We start from the raw sequence: 17,437 nt of genomic DNA on the forward strand, positions 1-17,437 counted from the left end.
CACCCTTTTCAGGCAGATCGTTTTAGAGTCGAACTGCGTTTTTAAAGTTATTTCTTCTAATTTTAAAAAAGCGTAGATTCACGGCGTTCCGGTCATTGCTACGACTTAAATTAAAAAGAATTTTCAGATTATCCTGCAAAATAATGCCGACCATAAAAAAAATATTGATTGCCAACCGCGGTGAAATCGCCCTGCGAATCATGCGTACAGCCCGAGAAATGGGCATTTCTACCGTTGCTGTATTCAGTGAAGCCGACCGCCACGCCCTGCACGTCCGCTATGCCGACGAAGCCGTGTGCATTGGTCCGGCGGCCTCGTCGGAGTCCTACCTGCGTGGCGACAAAATCATAGAAACCGCACAACTCGTAGGTGCCGATGCGATTCATCCCGGCTATGGATTTCTTTCCGAGAATGCCGGATTCTCCCGGCAGGTACGTGAAGCAGGCTTACTATTTATTGGCCCTTCGCCCGAATCCATCGAGGTCATGGGCAGTAAACTTGCGGCCAAACAAGCCGCTGCCAAATCCAACATTCCGATGGTGCCCGGTACTGCCGGCGCAATTACGGACCGCGAGGAAGCCAAGCGGATTTCGGCCCAAATCGGCTACCCGATTCTGATCAAAGCAAGCGCCGGCGGCGGCGGAAAAGGAATGCGGGTGGTAGAAAATCCCGAAAGTTTTGACGAGCAAATGGACCGCGCCGTCAGCGAGGCAATTTCGTCTTTTGGCGATGGCTCGGTCTTTATCGAAAAGTACATTACCTCACCCAAGCACATTGAGATACAGGTTTTGGGCGATCAGCATGGACATATTATTCATCTTTTTGAGCGCGAATGTTCCATTCAGCGGCGACATCAGAAGGTAATCGAAGAAGCACCGTCGTCGGTACTTACACCCGAAATCCGGGAAGAAATGGGGCGATGCGCCGTGGAAGTGGCCCGCGCGTGCAACTACTACGGCGCCGGAACGGTGGAGTTTATTGTAGATTCAAATCTTGATTTTTATTTTCTGGAAATGAACACAAGGTTGCAGGTTGAACATCCTGTAACCGAGCAAATTACCGGCGTAGATCTGGTCAAGCAAATGATCTACATTGCCGAAGGCAAACAGCTCGCGATTCAACAGTCGGACCTCAGCATTCAGGGACATGCGCTGGAAGTACGGGTGTATGCCGAAGACCCGGCCACTAATTTTTTACCCGATGTGGGTACACTCAAAACGTACGTAAGGCCACAAGGCAATGGTGTGCGGGTCGACGATGGTTTTGAGGAAGGAATGGAGATTCCGATTCACTATGACCCGATGATTGCCAAACTCATATCCTACGGACAAACCCGTGAGGAGGCCATTCAGAAAATGATTCGTGCCATCGATGAGTATCAAATCAGCGGCGTTCAAACCACTTTGCCTTTTTGCCGCTTTGTGCTTCATCACGAAGCCTTTCGATCGGGGCAATTTGATACCCACTTTGTAGCCAACTATTTTTCACCGGAAAAATTAACCTCACCAATCGATACTCCCACTCAACACGTGGCAGCGCTTGTGATGGCTCATTTACTGACTGCTCCCCAAAAGCCCGTGACCGCCGTTTCGGCAGTTGATGCAGCAGGCAGTCAATGGAAAAAGAGAAAGCAGTTCTAGTTAGTACCGTTTTACTCAACTGTTACTAAATGCATTGAGTAGAGACTAGACAAAGGTTACTCTTTTACAGAAGACAGGTCTGGATTTCTACATGTAAAATTTTTGGACATTTTTGCTAAATTTTTCGTATTTTTGCGCTCTTATTTTTTAAGGGCATGCTTTTTGGGTATTTACTAAAAAACAATCCTTACGCTTAATTGACAAACCTATATTGCTGATATAAAGCTATGAAGCTATCTGAATTCAAGTTTGACCTTCCTCAAAGTCTAATCGCCCTTCATCCTGCCGACCGCGGTGAGGCTCGCCTAATGGTAGTTCATCGTAAAACAGGAGAAATTGAACATAAAACTTTTGGTGACATTGTCAACTATTTTGATGACGGCGACGTCATGGTTATCAACAATACCAAGGTTTTTCCGGCCCGACTTTTTGGTCAAAAAGAAAAAACCGGCGCTAAAATTGAAGTATTTCTGCTTCGGGAGCTCAACCGCGAAATGCGCCTTTGGGATGTACTTGTAGATCCGGCTCGTAAAATCCGGGTGGGCAACAAGTTGTACTTTGGCGATAGTGACCTTGTAGCCGAAGTTATTGATAACACGACCTCTCGTGGCCGCACGATCCGGTTTTTGTACGATGGCTCGCACGATGAATTTATGAAATTGGTCGATCAGCTGGGAGAAACCCCACTGCCTACCGAAATTATCTCACGTCGTAAAGTAGAAAATGCTGACCGCGAACGCTTTCAGACCATTTTTGCGGAGCATGTAGGCGCTGTGGCAGCTCCTACGGCCGGTACGCACTTTACTAAGTCTATCATGAAGCGGCTGGAAATAAAGGGCATCGGTTTTGCACCTGTAACGCTGCACGTTGGACTCGGGACTTTTCGTAGTGTGGACGTTGAAGATTTGACCAAACACAAAACGGATTCTGAAAATTATCAGATTCTTCAGGAAAGCGTCGACATTGTCAATCAGGCACTTGACAATGGAAAGCGCGTGTGCGCTGTGGGTACCACTTCGCTGAAAGCCATTGAATCGTCGGTATCTGCCAACGGACATTTAAAATCGGTAGAGGGCTGGACGGATAAATTTATTTTTCCTCCCTACGAATTTAAAATTGGCAATGCCATGATTACCAATTTCCAACTGCCCGAGTCGATCCTGCTGATGTCAGCCTGCGCTTTTGGCGGTTATGACCTGATTACGAAAGCTTATCAAATTGCAATTAAAGAAAAATATAAATTCTTTACCTACGGTGACGTCATGCTGATTATCTAAATCGGTAGTAGCTTTCCGAAGGTCTGTTTCGTCAGTAGCTTTTTGGAGCTGCTGACGAATTTTGTTTTGTACCCCGTTCAAAAACTCTACTTTATACCATCAGGCATGATGCAGGAATTTGCCATTATTGTTGCAGGCGGCAGCGGCAGTCGCATGAAAAGCGAGCTCCCGAAGCAGTTTTTACCCATTGGCGGCCTGCCCGTATTGATGCACACACTCCGCACGTTCCGGGCCTACTCGCCTACCCTCTCGATCCGTTTGGTTTTGCCGAGCGTACAGTTTGACCTTTGGCATTCACTTTGTGAAACGTTTCATTTTGATGAAACCTACGAGCTTATTGCGGGTGGTGAAACGCGCTTTCATTCGGTACAAAATGGGTTGGCAAGCATTCAGGCGCCAACGGGAGTGGTGGCAGTACACGATGGCGTTCGGCCCTTTGTTACGCCACAAATTATTGCGAATAGCTTTCAACAAGCGGCCGCATTGGGCACTGCGGTCACCTGCGTCACGCTGAAAGATTCTATCCGGCAGATCTTGCCAAATGAAAAAAACCAGGCAGTTGAGCGCACCGCTTACCGCCTGATTCAAACGCCGCAAACCTTTCGACTCAATTGGATGCGGGAGGCTTTTCAAACGGGCTTTTTACCCCATTTTACAGATTGTGCCAGCGTGTTGGAAACAGCGGGCTTTTCTATCCAACTAATTGAGGGCGCTTACGAAAATATCAAAATCACAACGCCGGAAGATTTGATTTGGGCAGAAGCTTTTTTGAAAAAATAAGGAAATAATCAGTACTTTACCCGCTCTATTCCAGATCCATTGTAGCTCCTTACGCCATGCGCCCCCGCCTTGCTCCTGCCACGTACGTAAATGGAATCCTGGCTCAGGATCGGGTCGTGCTTAGCCGTGCCATTACTCTAATCGAAAGCCGACTACTGACCGACCGCCAACTCGCCGATGAAGTTTTGCAGCTCATTTTACCGCATACCGGTCGCTCCATTCGCGTCGGGATTACGGGCGTACCGGGTGTCGGCAAAAGTACGTTCATTGAATCGTTGGGACAGCACATTACCCAACAAGGTACTTCTTTGGCCGTCCTGACGGTAGATCCGAGCAGTCAGCGCTCGGGAGGAAGTATTCTGGGCGATAAAACCCGCATGGAAACACTTGCCAACAATCCGCGGGCCTACATTCGTCCTTCTGCAGCGGGCACGTCGCTGGGCGGAGTGGCGCACCGTACCCGCGAAGCCATGCTGCTTTGCGAAGCGGCAGGGTTTGAGGTAATCCTTGTAGAAACGGTTGGCGTTGGGCAATCGGAAACGATGGTTCGGGGAATGACCGATTTTTTTCTGTTGCTCATGCTCGCTGGCGCTGGCGACGAATTGCAGGGCATGAAACGGGGGATTATTGAAATGGCCGATGCGCTGGCAATTACCAAAGCCGACGGCCACAACCACATATATGCAGCCCGGGCTGTAACTGAATATCAGCGGGCTTTACATCTTTATCCGGCTACCGAGTCAGGATGGGTGCCGAAGGTGGTCACGTGTTCGGCACTGGAAAATACCGGCATTGGTGAGATTTGGGACCTGATTCGGGAGTTTGAACAGGTTAGTAAAGGCTCTCATTTTTTTAAAAAAAATCGTCAGAATCAAACTCTTGACTGGATGCGTAGCTATATCAAACAGGAACTGGAAACACGCTTCCTGACTCATCCTGAGGTTCAGTTGCAGTTACCATTGATAGAAAGTGCTGTAAAAAATGGCGAGCAATTGCCTATTCAGGCTGCAAAGGATTTATTGTATTTTTTCTTTAAGTAAATTGAAAAACATTTTACCATTTACACAAAAATTCTTCCATAGACTAAGTGATTCTCGCTTTATGAATTTAGTCTTGCTAAATTTCACTTTACATTCTTTTAATAAAATTACATATACTCACAATTAATCGCTTCGAACTTCACTTTTTCTCTTTTTACTTATGAAAATCTATCCAAAATCATTTCGCGTTCCAGCCTTCTCAACGATGCTTGTTTTGGCTGCCCTCCTGGCAACTTCTGTGGCCTGTAAAAAGGACTCTGATCCTGAACCACTTTCAATTGAAGGCGAGTGGCAAATGACATCCTTAAAGATTTCACCAGCCCAAAGTGGCGTTAGCGATCTAATTCCGTTTATAAATTTTTTGGCAGGAAACGATTGTTTTACAAGACTTACGCTCTCCTTCCTGGCAAACAATAGAGTAAATGTAACTGCTCCTACTGATTGCCAAAGTGCAGAAGGAACCCTTTTTGAATTGACTGGACTGGATGATTCGAACACCTGGGAACTAACCGGCAATAAGCTGACATTGTCATCAGCATCATCTGGCACCGCAGAATATGATGTAACGATCAATCAGACAACGATGGAAGCCTCATTTAGTGAGGTAGACCCTGACGATGGCATTAATTATACCTACACGCTTGTTTTTAAGCGTGTTTAGCAAAAATTTTGACTAGAAAAAAACGAGAGAGACCTTTTTCGCTGGAAAAGGTCTCTCTCGTTTTAAAGGCTTTTTGCTAAAATTATTTTTCAATTAATTCCGGCGAAGGAAGCGATTTATCTACCCGAACAAGCCAAAGCAAACCCACCACCCCAGAAAGTAATGTTCCGACCATAATGGCTAGTTTGGAAGTGTTTTGAAACAGGACATCATCAAAGGAAAGGCTGGCGATAAAGATGGACATTGTAAAGCCAATCCCGGCCGTGAAGCCCAACCCAAAAATATGTCGCCAACGCAATCCGAACGGCAGCTCCGCAAACCCCAGCTTGACCAAAAGCCAGGCCATGAGTACGATTCCGAGCGGTTTTCCTAAAAATAAACCCAGGATGATTCCGAAACTAAGTGGTGAAACCAGCAGAGCCAGCAGGTCCGAAGGCAATACGATGGCCGTATTGGCAAGCGCAAAAATGGGCATAATGAAATAGTTTACCGGTTTGTGCAGGGCATGTTCCAGGTCGTCTACCTCAATCAGGGGAATCATTGCGGCCAGAATTACCCCCGCAATAGTCGCATGAATACCGGATTTCAGAACGAAAAACCACAGGAGTAATCCAGGGCCCAGATAAAAAATAAATTTCCTGATTTTCAGATAGTTGAGCAACATTAATGGCAAGAGCGTCAGGCCTGCATACAGCAACATATCAAGATGGATTTCGTGGGTATAAAACAACGCAATTACAATAACGGCTATAAAATCGTCGATAACGGCAATGGCCGTCAGCAGTACCTTCAGGGCAAAAGGAACGCGGTCGCCGAGCAGGGAAAGCATCCCCAATGAAAAGGCAATGTCGGTAGCCGTAGGAATAGCCCAACCGTCGACGGCGGTAGTGTTAGCATTAAATAACAAAAATATTGCCGCCGGAAATATGGCCCCGCCAACGGCCGCTCCGCCCGGCAGCAATGCCTGCCGCCATTTGGACAACTCTCCTTCCAGTAGTTCACGCTTAATTTCCAGACCTACAAAAAAGAAGAAAACAGCCATTAATCCATCGTTGATCCAGTGGCTGATTGTTTTTTCGAGGGGTGATATGCCAATTTTCTTTTCCCAAAAAGCCAGGAACTCGGCACCTCCGGGTCCATTGGCCCAGGTCAGGGCAATGACCGTGGCGAGCAGCAAAAGAATTCCAGACAAACGGCCACTTTCGGCCAGGTCTTTAATCGGGTTAATGATAGGTTCTGTCAGTGGTCTGACGGCTCTTCTAAATAGTATAATTCTCCGTTTTCTTTTCATAACTTGTTAACTTGTGTGGTCACAAACGATGACCCATTTTCCTTTAATTTTTCGCCACAATAGCGTGTAATGCCCGCCCACATCTCCGGCCTGCGGACGGGTGAGGTGCCATTTTCCAACCAGAAATGCCACGTCTTTGCCGGGAAAGGAAAGATTCAAAATTGTAAATTTCAGCGTTCCCATCGTGGCGCGGTCCGGGTAGCGTTTCAGATAGTTTTGATAGGTATTCTGATAGCCATAGGTCACGCCATTTTTTCCTACAAACATCAGAGAATCTGATTCAAGATAGCCATTCATGAAAGAATCAATATTTCCGGCATTCCAGTCGGCCGTCTGACGGTCCAAAATGCTCAAAATTGCCGCACGGTCATTTTTAGATTGGGCCATCAGGCCAGTTGTAAGCAGCAGAACCAGGAATGTCAGGATGGGCTTTCTCATAAATTTTATAGATTTTTGTAGGATTGAAAACGACCAAAGATAGTCAGGCAAGCAACAAAAAGTACCAGAAGTAGCACCAAAAAATGCTTCTACGAACTCAAATTGTTGCTCTCTCTGACCTGTTCCCGGCCCGATTTTCGTATACCTCGTCTGTAAATGCTCTACCTGATGCTCAAAGACCTCTTTAAAAAATTAGACCGACAGCGGTATCCGTTTGTGGATGGGCTGTATTATCTGTTTATTATTTTATTTATCGTGTTGCTTTTCGTCTTTTTTGCCTGAACCGTGGCTAAACTGTCCTACCTTTTTCTGATCAATCCCAGAGCAGGCACCCGGCTCGGCCAGGAAGCTCAACAGCTGGCAGCTACTCTGCAAACAAAAACGGTAGAAGCGGGTCATCTTGCCGAATGTATCCTGACTCAGGCAAAAGGCCATGCTACCGAACTTGCCGCTGCCGCTGTAGACTCCCGTAAGTGGGATTGTGTGGTAGCCGTAGGTGGAGACGGAACGGTCAACGAGGTTGCCAGCGCGCTGGTACATAGTCAGGTTCCGTTGGGTATTTTGCCTTTGGGGTCCGGCAATGGATTGGCCCGGCACCTGGGCATTCCCCTGGGATTTACCGACGCCCTGACGCACTTATTTTCAGGACAGCCTCATTTAATCGACAGCGCAACGCTTAATCAACAACCTTTTTTCTGCGTGGCTGGTTTAGGATTTGATGCCTACGTAGGACATCTTTTTGGGCAACAGCTGCATAGAGGCATACAAACTTACGTGAAGGTAGCCATGCAGGCTTACTGGGACTATGCCCCGAAACGGGTTCGGATTAATGAACAAACGTTGGAAATTTTTTCGTTGAGTTTTGCTAATGCCGGGCAGTTTGGAAACAATGCATGGGTAGCGCCTCAGGCAGATTTGTCGGATGGCAAGCTGGAAATTTGCACCGTTCGGCCATTCCCGAAATGGTACGGTACCGCACTGACTTATTGGCTATTTACTAAACAAATGAAACCCTCAACTTACATTTCATACGAGGCGTTGCCGGGCTTGACTGTACAGACCGAACAACCTGCTTTGGTGCATTTTGATGGGGAGCCCTGGCAATTAGACACAACTACGGTAGAGGTTTGTGTGATTCCGAAAAGTCTTTGGGTGATACATTAGCAGCATTTTTTTGTTTGTACTAATTTTATAAATCTTTCTCAGGAAAGAATTTTTTTATCAATAAAACCAAAATCAGCTATGTCAAAGAAAAATCGTTCGGGAATAGTTTACTCCACAGATCCCGGGTTTGACTATCAATCTGAGGAAACAGACGAGCCCGATACGTTGCCTGCTGCTCAGCAGGATTTGCGCGTATGGCTGGAACGAAAAGGAGGCGGAAAAGTAGTTACAGTCGTGAAAGGTTTTATTGGAAAAACCTCTGATCTTGAAACACTTGCCAAACTATTGAAAGGTGTATGCGGCAGCGGCGGCGCTGCCAAAGAAGGAGAAGTACTGATTCAGGGCGATCACCGCGATAAAATCCTGACGTGGTTGCTGACGAAGGGATATAAGGCAAAAAAAGCGGGTAGCTAAATTCTCACTACACCCGGTTGACCCGGAAATGAGAAATTAGCTACCCTAAAAAAACTACTTTTGATCAGAGAACCGTTCCGGCGGTAGTATCAGCCGGCACGGGCGATGGAGCAGGCTGTTGATACGATGGCTCACGGTAGGGCGACATGGGGGCTTCCAGGAGTTCCACCCTGGTTACGAAATACTTGGTGTCTCCATTCCAGGGAAGGATAAAAAACTTTTCCTCGTACGTCAGCGATACGCGGCGTCCGGTTTTGATGGCTTCTTCGAGGTTGAGAATTGCTTCCTCGTTATCACCCCCCACCGAAAAATCCCACTGCGTAGCATTGAGCGTTCCACCGCCTTCGTACAGACCTCCCACGTTGAGCACGCCTTCGTGCGTTTTGAAAAGATAGCCTTTATTGCTCAGTTTCACGACAAATCCTCCACGCTTTCCTTCACTGTAATAACCGAATGTGATGTAGTATAAAAAGCCAAACACAAGGGCCAGAAATATGAAAAGTATAATCCATTTACGCATAGTTGTTGCGATTAATTGTTGATTAGAAGGGCGAACTTCGGAAATAGGCCGGATTTTTCCAATTACTTATTTTGCTCGAATGGCAATTACGGGGTCGAGCCGGGCAGCCAACATAGCCGGTACAATGCCAGACAACACACCAATGACGCTCGATACACCCAGGCCCAGCAAAATATTTTCGGGGAGCATAACTACTTTCAGGCTTCCGAAAGGCATAAAGGACAACAAAAAGACCAGGAGAATCCCGACTCCTCCGCCTACCAAACTGAGCATAATGGCTTCAAAGAGGAACTGAAAAAGGATAAAATAATTTTTAGCTCCCAGCGATTTTTGAATCCCAATGAGGTTTGTACGCTCTTTGACCGACACAAACATGATGTTGGCAATACCAAAACCTCCTACCAAAATCGAAAAACTACCGATCACCCAACCGGCCAAAGTCAGTACGGCAAAGAGTCCTGAAATAGCCTGAGCAGCGGCCTCGGGCCGGTTAATTGAAAAATTGGATTCATTCCGGGGTTTTAGGCCACGTTTTGTCCGCAGCAGTCCGGTTACCTCAGCTTCCAGTTCGAGCAACCCTTCATCAGCTTCATAGCCTTTGGCCACAATGTCCGGACTAGGCCGCCCCGATTGAAAGAGTTTGGCAAAAGCACCGTAGGGAATGAAACACTTCGTGTCAGGATTGCCGCCAAATTCGACCAGACTTTCGCCTTTTTTTTCCTGCACACCTACAACCACAAATCGATTTCCGGCAAGTTTAAACTCTTTTCCAACAGGACTTTGATTGGGAAATAAGGCTTCGGCAACGTCAGCGCCGATAATTGCTACCTGCCGTCCGGCTTCGGTTTCGACGGGTGAAAAATAACGGCCATCGACCACAGGCACATCCGAAATCTCATTGTACTCATACGAAATCCCCTGAATTAGCGCATTCAGGCTGTTAGAACCATTTTTAACGGTAGTATTACCTTTAAAATCTATGATTGCCACAGCACTTGCAGAATTCAGATTATCGTACAAAAATTTGTATTCATTGTAGGAAGGTTCGGGCCATTGAAAATACCTCCACCAGGCATATTCGCCATTCCCGAAGCCCCAGGGCCATTTTTGAATGTAGACGACCTTATCGCCGATAAAGCTCATGCTTTCTTTGATGTTTCGTTCCAATGAATCAACGATGGTAAACACAGCCACGATGGCAAAAATACCAACGGTTACACCCAGTAGAGAAAGGGTAGTCCGGGTGATATTGGAACGAAGGGCCTGCCAGGCAAAACGGAAACTTTCAAGAACCTGCCGTAAAAACTTCATGGGTACGTTTTTTATAATCTTGTGAGGTACGCGCTTTTTTGTAATAGATCAACAAAAGTTAAAAACCTTCTGCATAGCCACAAATTAAAAGGGATAAGTGGTAAGATATCCATTTGTATGTGAGAATTTATCTTTTATTTTGCTGATTAAATCCATTCTAATTTATCCGGAATTTTATGTCAAACGAAGTTATATTTTTTGCTGGCTTCATCGTTTTCGTCATTTTTGTAATGATGCTTGACCTTGGGGCTTTCAGTCGTCAGCGCAGTCACATTGTTCAGTTCAAAGAAGCCGCAGCATGGAGTGCCGTGTGGGTAACGTTGGCCATCGGTTTTTACTTTTTCCTCCGCAACTTTGGCTATTGGGTACACGACATCAGTGATCCGTCGCATTTAGCTGCCGTACAGGGTCTTTACTACCAAAACCTGACGCTACCGGCTGATTTTGACGCTGCGCTCACAAAGTTTCAAAACAACATGGCCCTCGAATACCTGACGGGTTATTTGGTAGAATATTCGCTTTCGGTTGATAATATTTTTGTATTTATCCTCATTTTCTCCTCCTTCGGCGTTCGTGAAATTTACTACAAAAAAGTATTGGTGTGGGGAATTTTAGGCTCGATTGTGCTGCGGTTCATCTTTATATTTTTGGGTTCTGCCCTGATTCAGCAATTTAGCTGGATACTCTACATTTTTGGTGCATTCCTGGTTTATACCGGTCTCAAAATCCTGTTTACCAAAGACGAAGAGGAAAATATTGACGTTCAGAAGCACCCCGCAGTAAAGCTCACCTCCCGTTATTTCAACGTTTTTGAACGCTACGTTGTCGACCATTTCTTTATTCGCAGCAAGCGGACGGGCAAGCTCTACGTAACTCCCCTTTTTGTAGTCATGATCGTGATTGCCTTTACGGACGTAATTTTTGCGGTTGACTCCATTCCGGCCATTTTCTCTATCACCAAAGATCCCTACATCGTATTTTTTTCTAACGTATTTGCCATCATGGGTTTGCGTTCGATGTTTTTCTTCCTGGTCAATGTCATTGATATGTTCGCCTACCTCAAATATGGTTTAGGTGTTTTGCTGACGTTCATTGGATTAAAAATGCTATTCGAGCATCAGCTGCACGAATGGGGCTTCAACAACATGTACTCGCTGATCGTGATTGTGGGTATTCTGGCCGTGAGCATCATCGTTTCTCTGCTGTTTCCTCCCAAAGAAAAAAAATTGGCTGAGGTAAAGGAATAGCCCGTTAATTCATTTATTACCTCTTTTTTTTAAAACGTGATGGAAATTTATTTCTGTCACGTTTTTTTTATTTTTTAGGATAAATAAAAGAGTCAACTTCCTGAACCTGAATTCCTCATCATTCTCTCAACAAACTTTTTTAACTTGGGAAAAGGTTCATCCCAAATCATCTTAACCCCAATCGAATTATACATGAAGAAAAAGTATCTTCTCGGCCTGCTATTAGCGGGGTCTCCCCTATTGATTCAGGCTCAACAGCCCGTAAAAGAGAGCAAAGGCTTTTACCAGTTTTTGACCGATGACCCTACCCAAAAACCTTTCTACAACGACCGTGAAGGCGTTTTTGCCCGTAACGGCATGGTGGCTTCGGCACATCCTGAGGCCTCGCGCGTGGGGATGGAAATTCTTAAAAAAGGGGGGAATGCCGTAGATGCTGCCGTGGCCGTGCAGTTTGCATTAGCAGTTGTACACCCGTCGGCAGGAAATATTGGCGGTGGTGGTTTTATGGTTTTCAGAGCCAATGACGGACAAAATTACACGCTGGATTTCCGCGAAAAAGCCCCACTCAAAGGTGGGAAAGACATGTACCTCGACGAGCAGGGCAACGTAATTCCAGGTCTTAGCACGTTGGGGCACCTGGCAAGTGGCGTGCCGGGCTCGGTAGATGGAATGGCTACGGCACATGCACGTTTTGGTAAATTATCCTGGAAGGAGGTTATTCAACCCTCGGTAGATCTGGCCGAAAAAGGCGTTGTTCAAACTGCCCGCGAAGCCCGCGGTCTGAACGCCATTCGGGAGGTCGTTCAAAAGGTAAATCCCGGAACGACTTATTTTCTAAAACCGGATAAATCGGACTGGCAGGAAGGCGATACGCTGGTACAAAAAGACCTGGCAAAGGTGTTAACGGCTATTCAGAAGAAAGGCCGTGAGGGTTTTTACAAAGGAAAAGTAGCCCGGATTCTTGCCAAAGACATGAAGAAAAATACGGGCATTATTTCACGAAAAGATCTAAAAGAGTACCATTCTACCTGGCGGGAAGCAGTTGTCGGCAATTACAAAAACTACAAGGTCATTACCATGCCGCCCACGTCGAGCGGCGGCGTGGCGCTCATGCAGCTGCTCCGGCTTGTAGAGCCCTATCCGCTCAAAACCTGGGGCTGGAACACCGACTCGACCGTACAGGTGATGGTAGAAGCCGAGCGCCGGGTCTATGCCGACCGCGCCAAGTTTCTGGGCGATCCTGATTTTGTCGATGTTCCGGTCGAAAAACTGATTAGCTATGAGTACCTGAAAGAGCGCTGGAAAGATTTTGATTTTGCCCACGCTACCGACAGCAAGGCCGTGAGCGGTGGAGCAATTGCGGGCTACGAAAGTCTGGAAACCACGCACTTTTCGATTGTCGACAAAGACGGCAACGCCGTGTCGATTACTACCACGCTAAACGGTGGCTACGGAAGTAAGGTGATTGTGAAAGGCGGAGGTTTTTTTATGAACAACGAAATGGATGATTTTAGTGTAAAAGCCGGAGTGCCGAATATGTTTGGGCTGATTGGCAACAAAGCCAACGAAATTGCTCCCTCCAAACGCATGCTCTCGTCGATGACACCCACGATTATTGAAAAAGATGGGAAGCTGCTCATGGTAGTAGGTACTCCCGGTGGTTCCACGATCATTACCTCTGTGTATCAAACCATCCTGAACGTTCTTGAACATGGCATGACGATGCAGCAGGCGGTAAATGCTCTGAAATTTCACCACCAATGGCTGCCCGACAAAACGATGTTTGAAGCGGGAGCTTTTACCCCAAATACTATTCAAAAACTTCAAAACAAAGGGTATATTCTGGAACAACAACGGGGCACAATTGGCCGCATGGACTGTATTTTGGTGCTGCCTGACGGCACGCTCGAAGGTGGCTCCGACCCTCGCGGCGATGATACGAGCGTTGGGTATTGAACCTGACTGCAATTTCTTTTTCGGGAAAAAGATAAAGGTTTGTTTTGGATGAGTGAAGAAGACTTTCACTCATCCAAAAACCTCATAGATATCAACCTGTGTGTCAAATACATCAATGTACGTAATGGAAGCAACGGGACCACCCATACGGGTAATATACGGCACCCGACTATGACCCACTACCTGATGAAAAATAAAATAATCACGCTGCGTTTCTGATTTATCTGCCCAAATCGGCCCGCTGCATCGGTCGCTGCCGCCCCGAACGGCACCTGCCTCAAACAGAACATCCCGATGCTCGCTTTGATACACGCTATTCAGCGTGTCAGCGAAGGTGTTTGCCGGAAATAAGGGCCAAATGTCCCGGTGATGCGAATACCATTTTCCCGAAACGCCCGCATGTGTAAAAAGTGTTTTTTTGTACTGAAAAGCGATCTGAAACAAATCGTGATTGTCCTGAAAAATTTTCCCATAAACCGATTGAAGATCCGGACGGTAGCCACTGCATGAATAGTTGGGAAAGTGCAGATACTGAGCATCGTGATTGCCAAGTAGCAGTACCACGCGGTCGGGCTCCTGCCTGCGAAACTCGATGATTTCTTCCAGGTTCCGAATCACCCTATCATCTGGAATTGGTCGGTGCGGATCGACATAATCACCAACAAAAATCAGCTTGTCCGATGGTTTTTCTTTGACTTCTTTCCAGACATCGCGTCCGTGAATATCTCCAATGGCGATCAGGTGCATGGGGCAAGGGATTAATTTAAAAAAGCAAGGCCAAAGCGACCTTGCTTACTACTAATGGACACGAATGTTCGGGTCAGGCGATTTAAGGAGTTGGCTCCGAATCAGAAGGAGTCGGAGGTGTTTTTCCGGAAAATTTATCCATCAGGTCGCGGAGCATTTGCTCAGCGTCCGGAAAGTTTTCTTTCAGGGCATCAGCTCCTTTATTTTTAAGTTGTTCAAAATATTCGGGAGCTCTGTCAACTGCACCTTCGGCTTCATCGCGCAGGCTGCCGGCTTTGGTTTTCAGATCTTCCAGCATTTTTTCACCTTCATCCGTTTGCAGGAATTTATACAGCGAAGCCCCCGCAGCGGCACCGAGGATAAAAGTGGCTAAGTGTTTGGCATTTACGCTCATAGTGATCAAAAGGTTAGACGTGTGATGAATAAATCAAATGTACAAAATCAACCTGAGGGTACGTATGACGTTCCTCATTTTTCGTGCTGTTACTTTATTTCAAAAACAGCCTGCATGCGGTAGCTTAGCTTTATTTTCTGGTAGTCCAGATTACTGTCCGGCGCTGATTCCATGACCATGTCGGCGCTTGCCATGCGCATAGTCTTGTACATGGGTACGGGGTAAGAGGCGTTGTCTTCAAGTTCATGAATGAGCAATACGGGGCCAATTTTCTCATTGATTGCTTCCAGCAGATAGGTTGCTTTTTCGCGTGCATCTTTCAGCGCATTGATTTTCACCTGCTTTTTAAACTCCTCTTTTTTGGAATGATCCATCCGGTTCATGGAAGCATATTCAATGCCCCGGCTATCTACTTTGGACAAAATCCCGTCAAGTTTATCGGCTCGTTCTACTTTCAGTTCATACTGCTTGGATTCCAGAAAAGTAGCCGGATTTTTCTTTTTCTCCCACTGCTGCTGATACCCTCCTACTCCGCTGACACGCAGCGCTTCTTTGGGCAAACCAGCTTCCGAAATCGCCTGCATGAGCTGCTTTTCGAGCGTACTGATGATCACTTTGTCCTTCTGATTTTTCTCATCTTTAAAATACTCCCGAAGGGAAATCGTAAAATAAAGCTCGTCGGGTGTAATTTCAATCTCTGAAAACCCGGTTACTTCAATGCGTCTTGGTTCTGTTTTGGTCAAGGTGCTTGTCTGGGCAAAAGTGGAAAATGAGGTACTGAGGGCGAGAAAAGCTGATAGAATTAAATGAATTGATTTCATGGCTATACGTAAATTTTGTTTGCCAAAAAACGCAGACCCGGGCCGCTTATTGCCCGGGTCTTTCGGTAAAAGTACTGGCTATTTCTGGTCTCAGGTGAGCTTAATCAGGTAAAATCCTGACCATGACATCCTTGTAATAAATCACGCTTTTGGGGTCGTGGCCCTGCAAAGCTACCGTACCGCGGCTCAGCCGTTTTTTTGGATCCGGGTTTTCGGGTTCGGTATATTCATTAATGACTTTATCATTGACCAAAACCGTCACTTTTTTGCCTTGAACGATGATGTGCTCGGTATACCACTCCCCATCTTTCACAAATACCTCTTTGACATCCTGCACACCATAAACGCTGCCCGTCTTGCGCCAGTCGCTATGGGTTTGATTCACCTGAATCTCGTAGCCTTTGGAGGGCCATCCTCCCTCCTGAAACTCGGTATGAATAAACATGCCGGAGTTAGCATTCGGCATTGTTTTAATTGACGCCTTGAACTCAAAATTTTTGAAATCATGATTCCCTACCGGGCCTTCATAAAAAAGATGCGCGCGCGGACCGGCTACCTTTATGGTGCCATCTTCGATAGAGAAAGTTTCGGGATTTTCGCTGATTTTCCAGCCGTCAAAGTTTTTGCCATTGAAAATGGTTTTCCAGCCTTTTTGTTTTTTCTTTTGGGCAAACGTTGGGTTAATTGTTAAACCCAAAAGTAGGCAGGCACCTATAAAAAGTCCAAAACGCTTCATGATAATATAGAGATAAGGTGATGTAATTGAGCAAACCGCAGGCTCTGAATTCTAAAAAAAGGAATTTCAGAAATGGATTTACTTGTACAGATTTTCTTTCAAAGACTATATCTACCTGCTTTCCTGTAAAAGCGTGAGCAGTGCCTCTACGACCTGATCTTTTTGTAGCAGTTGCCGGGCGTGATTATGAAGCAGATCGGGCCAATACTGACAACCCATTTGGGCTTCCTGTCGGAGATCCTGAATTGCGGGATTTGTGCCATAGGCGCTAATAACTGCTTCTTCGGGCCAGATTTTCAGGCTACCCAATCGTCCGAGATCATTACCCGTCAAAATACGTGACTGCCGGACGGATTCGGGCAGGGCGTCTACACCAATGCCATGCTGCGGTCGGGGTATTTCAAAAATCGCTTCTCCACTCGCCCTTGCGTACCAGTCGCCGCCCATGCGAGCTACCCAATCGGTCTTGCTTTGATCAATAAATCCTTTTTCGTTCAGGATAGATTCGTCAAAATGCGCCCGCACTACTTCGGCAATCACCAGCACCATAGACCCAATCTCCTTGATTTCTACTACTTTGCATTCAAACTGCGCAGGCGACTCAGCCACGCGGGGAGGTTTCACCAGCTCAGAGGGCAGCATCGTAAGCCCAGCCTTTTCAAATTCATTTACGCCCCGCTCAAACTCCGCACTAGTGAGCGACATTTGCTGAATTATAGCGTAGGTAACCATGTTTATGACCACTTCCGGCACCTCGAACAGATTCAAAGCCGTGTCTTTGTAAGACTGATCCCGGCTGCGTTTTCCGGGGGCAAAAACTACGAGCGGCGGCTCGATTCCCACATAATTGAAAAAACTAAACGGGCTCAGATTAACCTGTCCCTGAGCATCTACCGTGCTGGCAAACGCAATGGGCCGAGGCGCCACGGCGGTAGTCATGTAACTATAAAAGCTTCGCGGCCCTATATCGCTGGGATTAATGGTTTTCATTGGATGTTAA

The 17,437-nt window shown here is 46.5% G+C and carries 19 protein-coding genes; 10 read left to right on the plus strand and 9 right to left on the minus strand.

The annotated features are described in order from the left end of the window. The first annotated feature begins 143 nt into the window (after window positions 1-143). From accC to EZE20_RS08705, 5 genes are all read left to right on the plus strand, one after another. Window positions 144-1,640: an acetyl-CoA carboxylase biotin carboxylase subunit gene (gene accC, locus EZE20_RS08685; RefSeq protein WP_132116604.1), complete on the plus strand. Its 1,497-nt coding sequence runs from the start codon at window positions 144-146 to the stop codon at window positions 1,638-1,640. A gap of 227 nt (window positions 1,641-1,867) precedes the next feature. Further along, window positions 1,868-2,917 (plus strand): tRNA preQ1(34) S-adenosylmethionine ribosyltransferase-isomerase QueA, encoded by a 1,050-nt coding sequence (gene queA / locus EZE20_RS08690; RefSeq protein WP_132116606.1) that lies wholly within the window; start codon window positions 1,868-1,870, stop codon window positions 2,915-2,917. 108 nt (window positions 2,918-3,025) lie between these two features. After that, window positions 3,026-3,697 (plus strand): 2-C-methyl-D-erythritol 4-phosphate cytidylyltransferase, encoded by a 672-nt coding sequence (locus EZE20_RS08695; protein ID WP_132117103.1) that lies wholly within the window; start codon window positions 3,026-3,028, stop codon window positions 3,695-3,697. A 56-nt stretch (window positions 3,698-3,753) separates the two neighbouring features. Beyond that, window positions 3,754-4,737, plus strand: a complete 984-nt coding sequence (meaB, locus tag EZE20_RS08700) for a methylmalonyl Co-A mutase-associated GTPase MeaB (RefSeq protein ID WP_132116608.1) — start codon at window positions 3,754-3,756, stop codon at window positions 4,735-4,737. Between the two features lie 160 nt (window positions 4,738-4,897). After that, window positions 4,898-5,398, plus strand: a complete 501-nt coding sequence (locus EZE20_RS08705) for a lipocalin-like domain-containing protein (RefSeq protein ID WP_132116610.1) — start codon at window positions 4,898-4,900, stop codon at window positions 5,396-5,398. An 82-nt stretch (window positions 5,399-5,480) separates the two neighbouring features. Here EZE20_RS08705 and nhaA read toward each other — a convergent pair whose 3' ends face one another. Then, window positions 5,481-6,689 (minus strand): Na+/H+ antiporter NhaA, encoded by a 1,209-nt coding sequence (nhaA, locus tag EZE20_RS08710; RefSeq protein WP_132116612.1) that lies wholly within the window; start codon window positions 6,687-6,689, stop codon window positions 5,481-5,483. 6 nt (window positions 6,690-6,695) lie between these two features. Further along, window positions 6,696-7,127, minus strand: a complete 432-nt coding sequence (locus tag EZE20_RS08715; RefSeq protein WP_132116614.1) for a YybH family protein — start codon at window positions 7,125-7,127, stop codon at window positions 6,696-6,698. A gap of 156 nt (window positions 7,128-7,283) precedes the next feature. On the opposite strand from EZE20_RS08715, the gene EZE20_RS24535 reads away from it, so the two are divergent. From EZE20_RS24535 to EZE20_RS08725, 3 genes are all read left to right on the plus strand, one after another. Next, window positions 7,284-7,409: a hypothetical protein gene (locus EZE20_RS24535; protein ID WP_262709646.1), complete on the plus strand. Its 126-nt coding sequence runs from the start codon at window positions 7,284-7,286 to the stop codon at window positions 7,407-7,409. Between the two features lie 3 nt (window positions 7,410-7,412). Further along, window positions 7,413-8,291: a diacylglycerol/lipid kinase family protein gene (locus EZE20_RS08720; protein ID WP_228713647.1), complete on the plus strand. Its 879-nt coding sequence runs from the start codon at window positions 7,413-7,415 to the stop codon at window positions 8,289-8,291. Between the two features lie 78 nt (window positions 8,292-8,369). After that, on the plus strand, window positions 8,370-8,705 hold the full coding sequence (locus EZE20_RS08725; RefSeq protein ID WP_132116616.1) for a translation initiation factor: 336 nt from the start codon (window positions 8,370-8,372) through the stop codon (window positions 8,703-8,705). A 64-nt stretch (window positions 8,706-8,769) separates the two neighbouring features. On the opposite strand, the gene EZE20_RS08730 is transcribed toward EZE20_RS08725, so the two are convergent. Together EZE20_RS08730 and EZE20_RS08735 are read right to left on the minus strand one after the other, a co-directional pair. Continuing rightward, window positions 8,770-9,225 (minus strand): carbon-nitrogen hydrolase family protein, encoded by a 456-nt coding sequence (locus tag EZE20_RS08730; RefSeq protein ID WP_132116618.1) that lies wholly within the window; start codon window positions 9,223-9,225, stop codon window positions 8,770-8,772. A 66-nt stretch (window positions 9,226-9,291) separates the two neighbouring features. Beyond that, window positions 9,292-10,536, minus strand: a complete 1,245-nt coding sequence (locus tag EZE20_RS08735) for an ABC transporter permease (RefSeq protein WP_132116620.1) — start codon at window positions 10,534-10,536, stop codon at window positions 9,292-9,294. Between the two features lie 176 nt (window positions 10,537-10,712). Between EZE20_RS08735 and EZE20_RS08740 the strand changes: the two genes are divergently transcribed. Together EZE20_RS08740 and ggt are read left to right on the plus strand one after the other, a co-directional pair. Continuing rightward, the gene (locus EZE20_RS08740) at window positions 10,713-11,783 is read left to right on the plus strand and encodes a TerC/Alx family metal homeostasis membrane protein (RefSeq protein WP_132116622.1); all 1,071 of its coding nucleotides are present in this window, start codon (window positions 10,713-10,715) and stop codon (window positions 11,781-11,783) included. Between the two features lie 192 nt (window positions 11,784-11,975). Next, entirely contained in the window at window positions 11,976-13,739 is a 1,764-nt protein-coding gene (gene ggt, locus EZE20_RS08745; RefSeq protein WP_132116624.1) for a gamma-glutamyltransferase, read from the plus strand. A gap of 69 nt (window positions 13,740-13,808) precedes the next feature. On the opposite strand, the gene EZE20_RS08750 is transcribed toward ggt, so the two are convergent. The 5 genes from EZE20_RS08750 to EZE20_RS08770 all read right to left on the minus strand — a co-directional run bounded on the left by EZE20_RS08750 (window position 13,809) and on the right by EZE20_RS08770 (window position 17,427). Then, window positions 13,809-14,486, minus strand: coding sequence for a metallophosphoesterase (locus EZE20_RS08750; RefSeq protein ID WP_132116626.1), 678 nt, complete (start codon window positions 14,484-14,486; stop codon window positions 13,809-13,811). A gap of 82 nt (window positions 14,487-14,568) precedes the next feature. After that, window positions 14,569-14,880, minus strand: coding sequence for a YtxH domain-containing protein (locus tag EZE20_RS08755; RefSeq protein ID WP_132116628.1), 312 nt, complete (start codon window positions 14,878-14,880; stop codon window positions 14,569-14,571). Between the two features lie 89 nt (window positions 14,881-14,969). Beyond that, complete coding sequence (locus EZE20_RS08760) at window positions 14,970-15,701, minus strand: SIMPL domain-containing protein (protein ID WP_132116630.1); 732 nt, start codon at window positions 15,699-15,701, stop codon at window positions 14,970-14,972. A 100-nt stretch (window positions 15,702-15,801) separates the two neighbouring features. Further along, the gene (locus EZE20_RS08765; RefSeq protein WP_132116632.1) at window positions 15,802-16,437 is read right to left on the minus strand and encodes a 3-keto-disaccharide hydrolase; all 636 of its coding nucleotides are present in this window, start codon (window positions 16,435-16,437) and stop codon (window positions 15,802-15,804) included. 111 nt (window positions 16,438-16,548) lie between these two features. Further along, entirely contained in the window at window positions 16,549-17,427 is an 879-nt protein-coding gene (locus EZE20_RS08770) for a flavin reductase family protein (RefSeq protein WP_132116634.1), read from the minus strand. Window positions 17,428-17,437: the final 10 nt, after the last annotated feature.

The organism is Arundinibacter roseus, from assembly GCF_004348825.1.
Lineage (GTDB): Bacteria > Bacteroidota > Bacteroidia > Cytophagales > Spirosomataceae > Arundinibacter > Arundinibacter roseus.